Genomic DNA, 15574 nt, shown 5'->3' on the forward strand with positions numbered 1-15574 from the left:
TAGGGCAAACTATGGCCAAAGTACGTAAAGAACAAGGCTTCACGCAAGCAGAACTCGCCGATGGTATCTGTAAGCAAAATACGATCAGCAAAATCGAACGCCACAATATCGCACCCACCATTCGGACCCTTATCGCGCTATGTCAGCGTCTGGGGTTAACACTCAATGATGTTTTCTCCGAATTCTCTGCCGAATTGCAGCAAGAGCAACGCAGCCTTTTTGCGAGCGTTGAACACGATATTCTCGCTGAACAACTCACCGATGCGAACGACAAGCTCAGCTTGGTTGATCCCGCATCACTGTCACAGACAGATCAGGCCACTTATCATATGTATCAAGCACTGTTGATTACACTCAACCATCAACAACCATCTGCGTTCATGTTGGATCAAATTCTAACAGAAACGCGCAGTGATCCCTACAATATCAACACATTGATTGCTTACTTACTGAAGGCACAAAATTACGTGCAATCCAATCAACAAGAAGAAGCCCAATACTTTATTTCAATTATTGCCGATGTCACGCAGGAGAATATTGCCATTCCTGATGCCAATACTTTCCAGCGTATCACGCTATGCGAAGGCATGGCCGCCTTCTACTTGGCAGCGAATAACCTTGAGCAAGCCAATAAGTATGCGCAATGGGGGGTGGATATCAATCTCGAAACCCACCAGACCCTTTTACTCGATCGTCTCTTGATGATTCTGTCCAAGACAACGACCGATAAAGCAACCGCGAAATTACGGGAACAACAAGCTACAAGTTTAGCACAGCTGTTTCAATAATCATACGGGCGGATAACAAAAGTCATCTATTGTGACACAAATAAATAGAGGTATCTCAACATTCTCGTTGGGATACCTCTATTTTAGTTCATTTTTTAGCATTTAGGCCGCTAATGCATTATTTTGGGACTTCTTTATTGCGTCTGGCGACATGCAATTCAATCCGACGTTCAGGAATCACCCAGAGCAGCAACAACAAACTATCGATAATGATGGTCAACGGTGGCCATACCAGGGCAAAAAAAGACGGCCACAATGTTGCCAGCAATCGAGATAAACGGTTTGTTGTAGCCTCGGCCCAATAGCTTGTTGATCTCAGAGTTGGTCCCACTTGCCTTAATCAGGGACCGAATCAAAAAGTAAAACATGATATTGGTCACCAACACGACAGCCCCATACGTCATTTCTGGCGCGTAACTGTCGATGTGATGTTCGCCAACCCAGGCGGTGACAAAGGGGAACATTGAAATGACTAATAGGAATAAAATGTTACTCCACAATACCCTACCGTTAATTGATTTCACAATTTGAAACAGGTGATGATGATTGTTCCAGTACACGGCAAGGGTCAAAAATGAGACCAGATAAATGACGAAGGTATACCGCAGACTCCACAGGGCGGAAAAGCTTCCACCATCAGGTGGCGTCAATTCCAATACCATAACGGTGATAATGATGGCAATCACACCATCCGTGAACGCCTCTAAACGATTTTTAGGCATAAGCATCCAACTTTCCAAAAATTTCATCGAGCTCACCCAACACGAGTTCGGCCCGCGCCGGTAATGTGATCTGTTCGCGGTTGATGGCGACCAATTGCGCTGATGGATCAGCGTATTGAATCAAGCCCGCAAATGGATACACTTGAAAGCTGGTACCGGCAACGATGACCAAATCTGCGCGGGAAACAGCATCGATTGCGGCTTCAACGACGGGTTCCGCAATCGGTTCACCATACAACACAATCCCTGGCCGATAAATACCGCCGTCTTCTTCATGGCGGTCCGACTGCAGATACTGGGCAACGCTAGTGATATGACCACAGGTTTGACAATAGATATTGCCCAGGTTCCCGTGAAATTCGACGAGATGTTCCTTTCCGGCCAAGCGATCCAAGCCATCCACATTCTGGGTCACCACCGCACCTTTTTGGTTAGTGATACGGGCCATAACACGATGCACCACATTGGGTTTGGCGTCCGGATAGTACATGTGATCTGCCACGAAGCGATGAAATCCCTCATGATCGGTCACCAAGTGCTCGTGCGACAGCGCATATTCCGGCTGCATCTGTCCCGCATACAAACCCGTTTTGGAGCGATAATCAGGAATCCCGGACAATGTCGAGACCCCCGCTCCGGTCAAAAAAGTCACAAATTTAGCCTGATCAATCGCATGCTTCAAATCAAACATAACCTAGCCTCCTAGAGATAAGTTATCTGATGGCGTAGTCCAAGTGATAGGCTGTCAGAATGTCTTGCAGCGAGCGTTGATACAATTGCTGGAAGGCTTCTGGCGTTGTCTGCGCCTGTGTGAGCGGTAAAACAAAGGCATTCTGTTGGTCGCTCTTGCCAACTGCGACATAAGCGCGTTCCTTCGTGTCACGATCGCGATACTCACTGTGCTTGAGTTCAAACACCTGATTTAAGGTCAACCGCAATTGACGTTCGGACAAGACCGGCGGAATCGTCGCAAATTCTGGATTATTGGTCTCTTGGTAGCCAAAGCGTGTAATCATCGTGTCAAAATCAGCTAGCAAGCGCACGGCAGCACGGCGAAATGCAAATGGCGTGTCTGGTGCCTTCTCAATGATGCCTTGATACAACGCCTTAGCCTGTGGATAGGCAACTGGAAATGCCGCCTGCCATTGTGCTTGTTGCGCCTCATCACCGCCGTTCATGAAGACCAAGTGATCGGTCAGGGATAATACCCGGAAAATAAACAATTCTTCGCTATCAGGTGTTTCCGCTGGCACCGCGTCCTCAAACGCAGCGGTGACCTGGTCAACAACCTCTGGCGTAATCAAGCCATGCTCACGTTGCCACGCCACGACTAAGACATGCGCCACGGTATTATACAGGGTGGTGCTGGTCGCGTAGAGTTGATCATCTAATTGCGGTTGGCCGGTTAACAGATGATATTGAAGCTGTGGGAAATTCTTGAATTGTAACATCATGTGCATCAATTCATGACTCAAGGTGTAATCGACATTTGTGGTGTCGGTCACTTGAATCTCGATGCTGCCATCAGGTTTGATCACTTCTTGGCTATCTTCATGGCGCAAGTAGCCGCTCGCATCCCCTGAGATGACCACGTTGATCTCACCATCGTAATGCGTCTTCAAATCGTTTAATAGTGTCGCTACTGTTTCTGAATACATGGTTTTCCTCCTAAATTGACACGGCACTGGGGCGGTGATTCTGATAAGTCACGATGTGGTCAACACCCAATTCGTGCAACATCGCGACCGCATCATCAAAATGCGCGGCATATTTGCTGGCTTCGTGGGCATCACTGCCAATCGTGAACAGCTCACCACCCGCTTCCAAATACCATGGAATCACGGTCGCATACAGGGCCTGATTGTGCCAGCGATACATTGACTTAGTGTTGAGCTCAAAGGCCAGCTGCCATTCCACCATGTGCGCAAACAACTGCATCAGTTGCGGTTTGGCCCAGTCAGTGAGCTGTTCTGGGTTCACATCCAAGACGCGAAGGCCGTAATCAAAATGCGCCAACACATCCGCATCATGAAATTGTGCGAGGCCGTCGAGCATCCGCTGATAATAGGTCTGCACGTGCTGCTTTGGGTCCAGTGTCCTAAATGACGCATGTTGATAATCATGTTGCCCATCGTGATGGAAACTGAGTAATGTCAGATCGTACTGGTTAGCCGCCAGATAGGCCTTGATCTGTGGCAGTGCCGGCTGGTAGAAGCCGACTTCAATGCCCCGCAGCAGTTGATTCGGATATCGTTGCTTCATCCGCGCCATTTTGGCGAGATAAGCCGCATAATCAGGTTGACTGTCCTGAAACTGCGCGTCCGGGTTATGGAATTCCAAGTGTTCCGTGGTCACCACTGGCCGCGTGGTTTGGGTCAAATACTGTTCCAAGTCGGCGTCCGAATCAAATGAAAAATTGGTATGCAGATGCTGATCGTAATAAGTCATAGCTCCCCCTTATGGCGTGTCAAAGTGCTACCATTAAGATAACCTTACTAAGGAGGAATTTCAAATGAGAGTAGCCGTTCCTTTGAATGCGAATTATCTAGATGACCGGTATGGTAAATACGCGATTGGCGCTGACCTACATGCCGGTTACCCTGTTACCAGCTTCCCTATCAGCATCTCAAACGTGCCCGATGACACCGTCACATTTGCCCTCTGGTTGGTGGACTATGACGCGATTCCCGTCTCGGGGTTCACTTGGATTCACTGGAACGTGGCAGACATTCCAGCCACCGTCACCGAGATTCCAGAAGACGCGAGCCGCAGTGGTATCGTGCCAATGGTCCAAGGTAATAATTCGAATGCCGGCAGCCTCGTCCATGAGACTGATCCTGCCATCACGCAACATTATGTGGGACCACAACCACCCAATGGCGATCACAGCTACACATTGACCGTGTTTGCATTAGACACCAAGCTCAATCTCAAACCTGGCTTCTGGTTGAATGAGGCACGGCATGCGATGGCGGGCCACATCTTGGCACAAACGAGTGTGGAATTGAGATCAAGAGCGTGAGAAAAGAGCGTGAACCCACACGGGTTGGCTGTGAGCACTAACGGGACTCGCGAAACAATCGTGGTTTTGACGATTGTCGTGAGTCTGGTTAGGCGGAACAGGCAGTGTGGGTGAGCGCGTTTAGAGCGTGACAAGTCCCACTCAGCAATCGAGTACTAACTGAACGATTCAAATAGCGGTGCAGCAAGTTGTTGCACCGCTACTTTTGTGTCCTAAGTCCCTCCTGTGATTATTTTCGTCGTTGCTTATATTGTAAGCGCTTTATGATATAATTAGACCGTAGCGAACGAGCCACCAGCACTAGGACTAATTTTAGGAGGAATGGTTTATGACAACGCGAAATGTGATTTTATACTTAGCAGAAAGTCTCGATGGCTTCATCGCTGATAAGGACGGCAGCGTGAACTGGCTGCAAAAACGAACTCGAGTGCAGCGGACGCTGATTACCAACGCTTTTATCATTCCATCGACACGGTATTAATGGGTCGTAAAACCTACCAACAAGCACTGCGACTGGCCGGCAATTATCCTTATCAAGACAAGGACAGTTATGTCTTTTCCACCACCTTACATAATACCGACGATCCCAGCACCGTGGTCGCCGGCAACATCGCAGAATTCGTGCGCAAGTTGAAGGCCCAACCCGGCAAGGATATCTGGTTGGTCGGTGGTGCCGATATCTTCACTGATTTGCTTGAAGTCCAACTCATCGACAAAATCGTCATCACGATTGCACCCGTCTTGCTGGGTGAAGGCATTCCACTGGTCACCACACAGTTGACCAACACCCCCCTCAAACTCGAAACAACCACGCAACTCGATCAATTTGTCAGCCTCACCTATTCCGTCCTACCCGCATAAAATCCTTTCATATGATTTATCTTCCTTGAAAATATACTAAAACGCGTGCATACTGAGAGGGAACATTTATCAAGGAGGGGTATTATGAAGAAATTATCAGGATGGCTGCTGGGTGCTGCTGCTTTAAGTCTCGGGTTGATGGCACCAACGACAGCCAACGCGGCAACCACAAAACCTGTCACCACGGTTGCTAGCATTGAAAAGCCAGCATCAGGGATTGTCACCATCAATTATGTCAAAGGGTATGGCATCGCGCTGTGGAACAGTTACCAGGCGAATCGGCATGTGATCGCTAATCGGCATCTGATGACCGGCACACAATGGCGCTATTCCGCAACAGCCACGGTCAATGGCCAAGTGTGGTACAAACTGGGCACAAACCAATGGATCCAAGGGCAATACGCCAAAGTGGTTCAACAACCAAGTGTCAGCTCACCAATGGGCAAGCCTGTGACAGGTGTCGCCACAATCAATTATGCCAAGGGATACGGCATTGCGGTTTGGAATAATAACATATCATCACGGCACATTATTCCTGGCAAAAACTCATGAGTGGTACAAGTTGGCGTGTCGCCAGTGTTGCTGGCATCAACAACCAAACCTGGTATAACCTGGGTGGCCAACAATGGATTGATGGTCGCTATGTGAATTTCAAAGCCGATCAACCTTTGACGGATGCGCAATTCACTCAGCGGGCATTGCAAGATGCTGCCAAAACTTATCACATCAAATCTGGAAATCTCATCACGATGGGAATCACAACTGATGCCTCTGGTACTCGCGAGGTGGGTGTCTACGAAGATCAACACGATGGTCTCCACGTCGTCGGCTTCACACGCTATCGCCTCACTGCAAATAACGCCTTACTGCGTTACGATGCAACCAAGAATACTTGGGCAACGATTCAAACCAATGTTATCCAATAACTACAAAATAGAGCGTCTATCGAAATCTATAATTTCGGTAGACGCTCTTTATTGTTAATGGAATAAACTGGCAACCCAGTCCACAATCGCTTGGAAGAAACTGACAATGCTGTCCCAAATCTTTTGCAGGAAGTTGCGGTTTTCTTGGGTATCTAATTTGTTAGAAATCTTATTGAAGATATCCTTGGCACTGCTTTGAATACTGTTAGCGAGCTTACTTGCTTGATTCTTGAAGTCGCTGCTATCGAGCGCACCGGACTTTTGAATCTTAACCAGCAAGTTGATAATCTGTGTCCGCTGATCATTTGTGATGATGTTCTTGATATTGTTTTGCGTCAACTGACTGTCCACGATGTTACCAATCTGATTTTGTGACAGGGTTTGACTCCCATTATTGGATTGGCTGGCCATCTGTTCCTTCATCCCAGCCACCGCATTATTGAGCTGCTTATCGGAATAACCGGACTTATCCTGGTTCGCCTGCGTGATACCAGACAGTGTGTTCACTTCTTGTTGTGCCGCATTGATCTGCGAGCTATTTAAGGTTTGGCCGTTTTGCGCAAACGCGGCATAGACCCCTGCCAACGCACCGGAACCATCAATCTTGACGGCACTGGTAATGTACAAGTTGGCGTTCGCAACGCCGGCTGTCAGGGCTGCATTACGGTACTGATCAGCGGTGATGGTTGTGATGTTGTTGTCTCCGTTATAAGGCACGATTTTGACATTGATCCCACCGTTATCGGTTTTTTGAACCAACGCACTGGACCAAACACCAGAGTTGCTGGTGAAGTTACTTCCTGATGGATTGAGATACTTCACCAAAGTATCACCGTTCACTGTCAGTTCTTGCGGATTACTGGTACCAGCCGCTGAGTTCAGTGTGGATAATGTCCCTGATTTTTGTTCCTCTGTTAATGACGTCCCTAATGTTGCCACCGGTTGTGACCAATCCGCAGCAGCCACGTGCTGTTGCTTCATTGTTCCCAAGCCAAGCACTGTCACTGCTAAAAGGCCTAAACTCAAGAATAATTTCTTCATGCTTATGCTCCATTCTTATATTCTATTCGAAGTATGGCTCAATTATCGCAAAAAGGTGGTACCTGTATATCAGCACCACCAAAACTTAACGATTTCGTGAGAAGTCCAAAGATGGGACAAAAACGCGCTCCAAAGGGCAAGACACTCCGGTTAGTTCAGCTTTGCCGAATCCACAACCCGGATTCTAGCCAAGCTTTTGCTAATCCTCGTGTCTTAACCGCCCTTTGTCGCGCTCTCTTATTTCCTATCCTGTTCCGTTTGTGTGAGGTACTCAAACAGTGCGCCTTCACGCAGCCCATTTTGTGAGAAAGTCAGTCGATCAGAATCTAAGAAACCGAGCATCGTTACAACAGGCACCAATCCACCGACAATGATATCGGCCCGGACCTTGGAGAGGCCTGGAATGGCCTTGCGTTCCTCCAGATTGCTACCGAGAACTTGATTAAAGATGGCATCCACCGCTGGTACACGCATGCGATAGCCGTGAATATCTTCAAAGTTCACAATCTGTTGCTTGCGCCGTTCGATTTTGGCCAATGTCCGATTACTGCCACCCAGCGCCACAATCGGTAAATTCTGGGCTTGCCGCAACCACCAGATGCCATTGAAAATCTGGTTGACGGCCGCAATCAAATTGAAGACCTCAGTCGCCTGAATCACATCGGGATTCAAATACTGCTCAGACAAATTAACCGAACCGAACGGAATTGAGATGAGGTGACGCAGTTTGCGATTTTGAACCAGAATCAACTCGGTGGACGCACCACCGGTATCCATGATCAGTGCATTTTGCACGGGCAAGGTGTTGATGACACCCAGGTAATCGTATTCGGCTTCCTTACTGCCGGCAATCACTTCAATATCGATGCCGACTTCACGCTTCACGCGCTTCAGGAAATCCTTTTGGTTCTTGGCCTGGCGCACCGCCGCTGTGGCCACGGCCCGCAATGATAACTGTTCAAATTGATCCATGTCGGTCTTGAAGTTCTGCAAGGCGGTGATGGTACGAACCATTGCGGCTTCTTGCAAAACCTTATCGGGACCCATGCCCTCTGACAGCCGCACCATTTCTTTGAGGCGACTGACAACATGATACGTCCCATCATCCTCAATCTGCCAAACCGTCAAGCGCGCTGAGTTACTACCCAAGTCAATGACTGCAAAATGTGTCATGCTAATCCTCCTGATCTGATTGTTCCGGTGCCTTCATGGGAATGAACCGCCGCGTGTCTTGCACCTCTTCTTCTGGTGCCGCCACTTGGTTCAGTTCATCGCCCAATTCCTTGGCATGTTTAATCAAATACGCTTGTACATCGAGTTTCTCAACACCGCGCAAATCCAAGTGTTCCCATGTGCCATCCGCTTGCAGCACGCGTGTTTTGACGTTATCCGCCCACATCAAGCCGTACAGACTCAAGATGCGTTCGCGAATATCATCCTGCAAAATTGGGAAGAGCAGTTCAACGCGACGACTGAGGTTCCGGTTCATCAAGTCCGCACTGGACAAAAAGACCAGCTCCTCGCCATCGGCATAGAAACTATAAATTCGACTGTGTTCGAGCAATCGACCAACGATGGAGTGCACCGTGATGTTTTCCGAAACGCCAGGAATGCCAACTTTAAGATTACAGATACCGCGCACAATCAATTGAATCTCAACCCCTGCGGCTGATGCCTCGTATAATTTCTCAATCATCGCGGTATCGGACAGCGAATTCATCTTCATCTGAATTAAGGCCTTGCGACCCGCCTTGGCCGCGCGAATCTCCCCGTCGATACGATCGAACAAGAAGTCGCGGATACCCAGTGGGGCGATGACCAATTGATGGAAGTATGGTGGTTCCGAGAATCCTGACAACATGTTGAAGATGTTGCTGGCATCGATTCCCATGTCGGGATTAGCGGTGAATAGGCCCATATCGGTGTAAAAATGCGCCGTGACATCGTTATAGTTACCCGTTGCCATGTGCATGTACCGCCGAATACCGTCTTCTTCGCGCCGCACAACCAGTGCCAACTTACTGTGGGTCTTGAGCCCAACCAGGCCGTAAATCACGTGACAGCCCGCGCGTTCGAGCTCTTGAGCCCAGTGGACATTGTTCTCTTCGTCAAACCGCGCCTTGAGTTCGACCAGCACCGTAACCTGCTTGCCATTCGCCGCTGCTTGCTTCAAGTACTGAATAATCGGCGACTTACTGGAGACACGATACAGCGTCATTTTGAGCGCCAATACCGCGGGATCGGTGGCCGCCTGCCGAATGAATTCAATCACGGGATTGAATTTGTCATAGGGATGATGCAAGAAGAGATCGCGTTCGCGAATCATATCAAAAATAGACCGTTCACTGTATTCAGGGTCCATGTAGGCGGTGTAACTCGGGAATTGCAACTCTTCATGGCCGCTGACCTGCTTCACTAATTGATTGATAAAGGTCAAATCGATGGGGCCTTTGATTGCATAGACATCCTCTTCATCCACGTCTAACGCCTTAATCAGGCGCTTGCGGATATGTTTGTCGGTATTGCTCTCAATTTCAAGCCGCATGACCTTCCCACGTTGACGCTTCTTCAATTGTGATTGGATCTCTTTCATCAAGTCGGATGCATCCTCTTCGGCCACATCCATATCCATATCGCGCGTCACTCGAAACATTGCCGTCTCTTGAATCGTCGCCCCGACGAATAATTCGCCGACATACTGGCGCACCACATCATCGAGCAACATGAACTGATTGTCGCCATCGGGCAAACGCAGCACTCGTGAATAGACGGCCGGAATCTGCACCATCGCAAACGAACGGCGCTTATCGCCTTCCTGTTCAGGCCGTGAGAGTCGCAGGGCCAGATTCAGCGAGTTGTTCGCTAAGAATGGGAATGGCCGCGTCGGGTCAACACCCATTGGCGTGAGTACGGGATACAGTTCTTGGTGGAAATAATCATCAACAAATTGCACCTGCTTGGCCGTCAAATCCTCAAAGTGTTTGAGGTTAATGTTGAGTTCAGCGAGTTTAGGTTGCAAGGAACGACTCCATGTCGAAGCCTGCTTGTCGACCATGGTGTGTGTCGCTGCCGCAATGGCCTTGAGTTGTGTTTCTGGACTCATGCCTGCCGCATCCGGTTTGTCATAACCGACCGTCACCATTTTGCGTAATGATGCCACACGAATATTGAAGAATTCATCCAGATTGGACTGCGTAATCGCCAAAAATCTTGCGCGTTCCAATAATGGATTATTCTTATCGCGCGCTTCTTCTAACACGCGATCATTGAATGCAATCCAGCTCAATTCACGATTGGTGAAGTATTCTGGTCGCATAATTGATTCGATTTCATTAGCGAGTGTTCCTCCGTTTCAATTCAATCTCACGTCCAAAGACCTGCGTGAAAAATTGTCCCTTGAGCGCCAGCGTCCAGCGCTCCAATTCGATATCATCATTGGCACGTGCCGATAACACAACCGTATCGGGCCGCAGTGAGACACTGAGTTCTTGAATCTTCTGTTGTCGGGATGCATCCAAGCTGTCAGCAACCCGCAACAGGGCGGATAATTTCGCAATCCGCAGCCGGTCCACTGCATTGACCTCGGGCAGATTCGCCAGGTCCGTCTGTGGCGTATCACTACTGTGGAAGTGCGCAATCGTGCCGACCATTTGATGCTCAGTGGCCGTTAAGCCGATGATTTCAGAAGCCGCAATCAGATAATCCGAGTGCGCATAGTGCAGATGGGTATCGATATAGCTACCGATATCATTCACTGTGGCGGCGACTTGTAACAAGAGCCGATCACGTTTGCTCATTCCATGCATCTTTTTCAACCGGTCAAACAGTGTCAGTGCAAAATCAACCGTTGTCGCCATGTGTTTTTGATCGACCTGATACCGTGATGCCAGGTTTTGCGCGCTGGTAATAATCTCTTCATTGGGATCAAAACTGACCGCCTTGTAGCCTTGCACCAAAGAGGCATTGATTTCAACGCCATCGAGCAACTTGAGATTGGAGACAAAAATCGTCTGACTGTGTAAGGTCTGCACCAGGCGATTGATCAACAGCACGATGGGTAAGACCTGCGACACTTGATTGAGTGGCAAGTCGTATTGTTCCATCAAGAACTGATCACTGGCATGAATCACTTGGTCATAGAGCGTTTCAAACCGCTCACGGGTTGCCGCGACCGCATTTTGACCCGTTGGAATCAGGGTTTCAAGCACGGACAGACTACTCCCCATCAGAATCATGTTGGTGTAAGTCACATCGTCTGGTAGCAGCCGCATGAAATCAATGAGGCGACTATCGATAAAGTCGCGCAGGATTTCAACATAATTAGGTTCGGTGCGCTGCACATCGCGCATCACCTCATAGACCCGCAATGGGCCCAAACTAAAATTACGCGAAAATCCAAACTCACCATTGGCAAATGTTGTGAGTTCAACGGATCCAGAACTCACATCGATCAAAACCGTGCCCGTCTGCGTGACCGCTTCAAAATTAGGAAAACGCGCCATCACCGCTTGATTGCGGTAGAACGCCTCTTCAGATAAGGATAAGTGACTCACTTGCCACCCGGTGCGATTGAGCAATTGGTCTCGCACAAATTCTGCGTTGGGCGCCTCAAACACACTATGGCTGCCGACAACGTGAATCGTTTCGACACCATAGTCCGTGAACAATTGTTGAATGGCGAGCAATGCGGACACAATGGTATCAACGGTTTCAGGCGAGATCACTTCATTAACAAACACATCTTCCCCTAAACCGATGGGATATTTACCCCGCTCAATTTCTGTTAACGTTCGTAAATTGGTAATACTAAAAAAGACATTTTGAGCCCCGATGACTACAAATCCCTGTGTTGCTTTTGCCATCCCCAACACCTCTGCTTTACTTCAATTACTTCAATCATAGCACGCAAGCCAGAATGTGGGTATCGATAGCATTGGCCTCTCACTGAAAATATGGAAATCGTTTTCAAACACAACCTCAATGTGCTATGCTCGAGGTGTTAATCGGCTCAGAATTAAAGGAGGAATTTCGAATGCGAATGCTCGATTTAGGCGGTTCAGGACTGATTAGTTCCGAAATCGCATTAGGCGTGATGCGAATCACGAAGCTCGACCATCAGGGTGCCGTCAAATTATTGGAAAGTGCCCACAACGCGGGCGTCAATTTCTTTGATAACGCAGATATTTATGATGGCGGACATGCAGAAGAAGTCTTTGGTGCGGCCTTAAAAGATGCCAGTTTTGACCGTAGCGATGTGCTGGTCCAAACCAAGGTGGGGATTGTGGATCACCGCTATGATTTCTCCAAGCAACACATCTTGGAGGCTGTGGACGCGAGTCTGGCACGCTTAGGTACTGACTATGTGGACAGCTTATTGCTGCATCGTCCCGATCCACTGATGGAACCCGATGACATTGCCGAAGCTTTCTTGCAATTGCAAAATAGCGGCAAAGTCCGTCAGTTTGGGGTCTCTAATTTCAATCCAATGCAAGTCGAATTATTGCAACAAGCTGTCCCACAGCGGCTGATTGCAAACCAATTACAACTTTCCATCATGCATACTGGGATGATCGACTTTGGGTTACACACCAATATGTCCGATCCACGTTCAGTGAACCATGATGGTGGCATTCTCGAATACAGTCGCATGGCTGGCATGGCCATTCAGGCTTGGAGCCCTTATCAATACGGCTTCTTTGAAGGTGTCTTCATCGACAATCCAAAGTTCCCAGAGCTCAACAAGTTGCTGCATGAACTGGCAGACAAGTACAACACCAATGTGAACGCCATCGCCTCTGCTTGGATTCTGCGGATTCCTGGTGACATTCAAGTCATCGCGGGAACCACCAACGCCGACCGAATCGCCCAAATCGCTGAAGCGGACCAAGCACCGCTCACCGCGCAGGAATGGTATGATGTCTACTTCGCGGCAGGCAACGATTTACCATAAAGAAGAGCGTGAACCCACGCATTTGGCTGTAAAACAATACAAAAAATAGGCAGTGCCACACACCCCATGCGGGTGATGTCGCACTGCCTATTTTGGTGCTGCTTATTAATTGTTTGTTGCTCCTAATTTCACGTAGACAATCATGTCTCGTGGTTGGCCGTGTTCCCAGAGATAGTGTTTTAAAACGGCCTCTTGCTCAAAGCCACGGCGCTTGGCCACAGCTTGACTCGGTTCGTTCTCGGTATCCACAAAAATGGCGAGTCGGTCGATGTGATATTCCTCAAAAGCAATCTGTTCGACACTTGCCAACGCCTTGGTCATCACGCCACGACCCTGAAACGCACTTGCCAGCCAGTAACCCACTTCGGCCCGGCGGTTTGTGGCGTCAATCGCGTGCAGATCAATCATGCCCGCAACCTGCTGATCAACCACAATGACGGCGCCCCAGAGTTCATACCGCGCCATTTTTTCGCGGAAGGATTGAATAAACTCACTTTCATCTTGCACAGACATATTTTCTGCCCACGGCAACCATTGTGCCAAGGCACTGCGGTCAGCTTCAACTAACGCGTATAGCGCGGTCGCATCCGCCACATCTAGCATTCGGAGTTCAATGTGTGCATCAATTCTTTGGCTAAACATCTATATCGCCTCGCTATCCAGTGTTTCCAATTCCTTCTTCTTCAAGTCGCGCATGGTCTTCACATATGAGCTGACCAGCACAACCACGGAACCGAACCATGCCAATGGATTGGCAAATGACGCCCCCGTGAACGCGAACAGGTGAACTAGGACGATCCCAGCAAACGCCCGCATAAAGAGTTCAAAGAAACCGGCAATCGTTGGTACTAGGCTTTGACCCAATCCCTGCAAGGTATTCCGAATCGTGAACAGAATCGCGAGCAGCCAATACATGCTGGCATTCGCTCGGAAATAAATCTGAGCCAAGTCCGTAACCGCGGGTTGATTAGGCCCCAGGAACAGGTTCACTAACGGCTTCCCAAAGATGATAATTAAGGCACCTAAAACAGTGGACAGACCCACATTGAGTGCCAGCGTCTGATAGATGCCTTGGCGAATCCGTTTGTACTGTTTGGCGCCCAAATTCTGCGCAACATAGGTGGCCATCGTGACCCCGAATGACGATGCGGGCAGCGTTGCCAGCTGGTCAATTCGGCCGGCCGCGGTATAAGCAGCCACGGCATTGGTTCCCAGTGTATTCAGCATCACTTGCAGAATCACAGAACCAATCGCGATAATCGACATCTGGAAGCCCATCGGTAACCCAACCTTTAAGTGCCGCACGATTTCAGACCAGTCAAAGGTCAAGTCAGAACGGCGCAACACCAACAAAGGAATGCGGCGTTTGATGTAGATCCAACACAACAAGGCTGAGATGAATTCAGCCGTAATTGTCGCCCAACCGGCACCAGCCACACCCATGTGTAGGCCCAAAATAAACGTGAAGTCCAAGATGATATTGATGACAGTCGCGATAATCAGGAAGAACAACGGCGTACGACTATCGCCTAACGCCCGCAACATGTTACTGAGTAAGTTAAACGCCATTGATGCGATCGTCCCAATAAAAATCACGCGGACAAATGCGATGGCATCCGGCAAAATGGCTTTTGGCGTCTGCATCAAGGTCAATAGCGGCGCCGTAAAAAGCAGCGAGAATATCGTGATCAAAATGGCAATGATCAGACTAATCCAGATACTTGCACCAAAGCTCTTACGAACTTGGCGATCGTCCCGCGCCCCATAAGCCTGCGCGGTCAAAATGGCTAACCCTGCTGTCGTTCCTTGGGCAAACCCGATAATTAAAAATGTAATACTACCCGTAGCACCGACCGCAGCAAGCGCATCTTTACCGATCGTACGACCAACAATCAGGGCATCCATAAAACTGTAGAGCTGTTGAAATACATTCCCGATTAACAGCGGAATGGTGAACTGAATCACGAGTTTCAACGGATTCCCTTTTGTTAACGTATGCATAATATCCCCTCCAATCATTACTAACCAGCTTACCTTACCCAATTAAACCGGCCTTGCCAAGAGGGTTTTGACAAAATGTTCGCGAATATAGGTTACAGTTTGATGACAGAAAAGAGGAGAGCGTGACCACCCCGTTTAACAATCGAGTACTAACAAACTTTGAAGGTCATGGCAGGCTTTAGCCATGAGCGAAAAGTAGGTTAGACGGAGATTGTTGGGGTGGGAACGCGGTTAGAGCGCGAACCCACACGGTTTTGGCTGTG

The 15574-nt window shown here is 48.8% G+C and carries 16 protein-coding genes and 1 pseudogene; 7 read left to right on the forward strand and 10 right to left on the reverse strand.

The window, feature by feature from the left end:
* Positions 1-11 precede the first annotated feature (11 nt).
* Positions 12-788 (forward strand): helix-turn-helix domain-containing protein, encoded by a 777-nt coding sequence (locus JCM17471_RS05100; protein ID WP_054777065.1) that lies wholly within the window; start codon positions 12-14, stop codon positions 786-788.
* A 118-nt stretch (positions 789-906) separates the two neighbouring features.
* On the opposite strand, the pseudogene JCM17471_RS05105 reads toward JCM17471_RS05100, so the two are convergent.
* The 4 genes and pseudogenes from JCM17471_RS05105 to JCM17471_RS05120 form a co-directional block, all read right to left on the reverse strand.
* Positions 907-1510 (reverse strand): annotated as a pseudogene (locus JCM17471_RS05105) (TMEM175 family protein).
* Positions 1503-2201: an NAD-dependent protein deacylase gene (locus JCM17471_RS05110; RefSeq protein WP_054777066.1), complete on the reverse strand. Its 699-nt coding sequence runs from the start codon at positions 2199-2201 to the stop codon at positions 1503-1505. The pseudogene JCM17471_RS05105 and the gene JCM17471_RS05110 overlap by 8 nt, the downstream one beginning before the upstream one ends.
* A 22-nt stretch (positions 2202-2223) precedes the next feature.
* Positions 2224-3168 (reverse strand): hypothetical protein, encoded by a 945-nt coding sequence (locus JCM17471_RS05115; protein ID WP_054777067.1) that lies wholly within the window; start codon positions 3166-3168, stop codon positions 2224-2226.
* A 10-nt stretch (positions 3169-3178) separates the two neighbouring features.
* Positions 3179-3958 (reverse strand): PHP domain-containing protein, encoded by a 780-nt coding sequence (locus JCM17471_RS05120; protein WP_054777068.1) that lies wholly within the window; start codon positions 3956-3958, stop codon positions 3179-3181.
* A 64-nt stretch (positions 3959-4022) separates the two neighbouring features.
* Here JCM17471_RS05120 and JCM17471_RS05125 point away from each other — a divergent pair, with 64 nt between their 5' ends.
* The 5 genes from JCM17471_RS05125 to JCM17471_RS05140 all read left to right on the forward strand — a co-directional run bounded on the left by JCM17471_RS05125 (position 4023) and on the right by JCM17471_RS05140 (position 6319).
* The gene (locus JCM17471_RS05125; protein ID WP_054777069.1) at positions 4023-4532 is read left to right on the forward strand and encodes a YbhB/YbcL family Raf kinase inhibitor-like protein; all 510 of its coding nucleotides are present in this window, start codon (positions 4023-4025) and stop codon (positions 4530-4532) included.
* 328 nt (positions 4533-4860) lie between these two features.
* Positions 4861-5013, forward strand: coding sequence for a hypothetical protein (locus JCM17471_RS15050; protein WP_225354139.1), 153 nt, complete (start codon positions 4861-4863; stop codon positions 5011-5013).
* Positions 5013-5393: a dihydrofolate reductase family protein gene (locus tag JCM17471_RS05130; RefSeq protein WP_263849421.1), complete on the forward strand. Its 381-nt coding sequence runs from the start codon at positions 5013-5015 to the stop codon at positions 5391-5393. Before JCM17471_RS15050 ends, JCM17471_RS05130 begins: the two co-directional genes overlap by 1 nt.
* A gap of 84 nt (positions 5394-5477) precedes the next feature.
* On the forward strand, positions 5478-5945 hold the full coding sequence (locus JCM17471_RS05135; protein ID WP_054777070.1) for a hypothetical protein: 468 nt from the start codon (positions 5478-5480) through the stop codon (positions 5943-5945).
* Complete coding sequence (locus tag JCM17471_RS05140; RefSeq protein ID WP_054777071.1) at positions 5942-6319, forward strand: hypothetical protein; 378 nt, start codon at positions 5942-5944, stop codon at positions 6317-6319. The genes JCM17471_RS05135 and JCM17471_RS05140 overlap by 4 nt, the downstream gene beginning before the upstream one ends.
* A 54-nt stretch (positions 6320-6373) precedes the next feature.
* On the opposite strand, the gene JCM17471_RS05145 is transcribed toward JCM17471_RS05140, so the two are convergent.
* The 4 genes from JCM17471_RS05145 to JCM17471_RS05160 all read right to left on the reverse strand — a co-directional run bounded on the left by JCM17471_RS05145 (position 6374) and on the right by JCM17471_RS05160 (position 12222).
* On the reverse strand, positions 6374-7360 hold the full coding sequence (locus JCM17471_RS05145; RefSeq protein WP_054777072.1) for a DUF1002 domain-containing protein: 987 nt from the start codon (positions 7358-7360) through the stop codon (positions 6374-6376).
* A gap of 237 nt (positions 7361-7597) precedes the next feature.
* Complete coding sequence (gene ppx, locus JCM17471_RS05150; RefSeq protein ID WP_054777073.1) at positions 7598-8533, reverse strand: exopolyphosphatase; 936 nt, start codon at positions 8531-8533, stop codon at positions 7598-7600.
* Between the two features lies 1 nt (position 8534).
* Positions 8535-10676 carry an RNA degradosome polyphosphate kinase gene (locus JCM17471_RS05155; RefSeq protein ID WP_054777074.1) on the reverse strand — a complete coding sequence of 714 codons (2142 nt, stop codon included), beginning with the start codon at positions 10674-10676 and terminating at the stop codon, positions 8535-8537.
* A gap of 16 nt (positions 10677-10692) precedes the next feature.
* Entirely contained in the window at positions 10693-12222 is a 1530-nt protein-coding gene (locus tag JCM17471_RS05160; protein WP_054777075.1) for a Ppx/GppA phosphatase family protein, read from the reverse strand.
* Between the two features lie 170 nt (positions 12223-12392).
* Between JCM17471_RS05160 and JCM17471_RS05165 the strand changes: the two genes are divergently transcribed.
* On the forward strand, positions 12393-13310 hold the full coding sequence (locus JCM17471_RS05165; RefSeq protein WP_054777076.1) for an aldo/keto reductase: 918 nt from the start codon (positions 12393-12395) through the stop codon (positions 13308-13310).
* 105 nt (positions 13311-13415) lie between these two features.
* Here the strand turns inward: JCM17471_RS05165 and JCM17471_RS05170 are convergent, their stop codons facing one another.
* Both JCM17471_RS05170 and JCM17471_RS05175 read right to left on the reverse strand, forming a co-directional pair.
* Positions 13416-13952: a GNAT family N-acetyltransferase gene (locus JCM17471_RS05170; protein ID WP_054777077.1), complete on the reverse strand. Its 537-nt coding sequence runs from the start codon at positions 13950-13952 to the stop codon at positions 13416-13418.
* Positions 13953-15311, reverse strand: coding sequence for an MATE family efflux transporter (locus JCM17471_RS05175; protein ID WP_054777078.1), 1359 nt, complete (start codon positions 15309-15311; stop codon positions 13953-13955).
* Between the last annotated feature and the right edge of the window lie 263 nt (positions 15312-15574).

Source organism: Lacticaseibacillus saniviri JCM 17471 = DSM 24301, from assembly GCF_001311785.1.
Classification (GTDB): Bacteria; Bacillota; Bacilli; order Lactobacillales; family Lactobacillaceae; genus Lacticaseibacillus; species Lacticaseibacillus saniviri.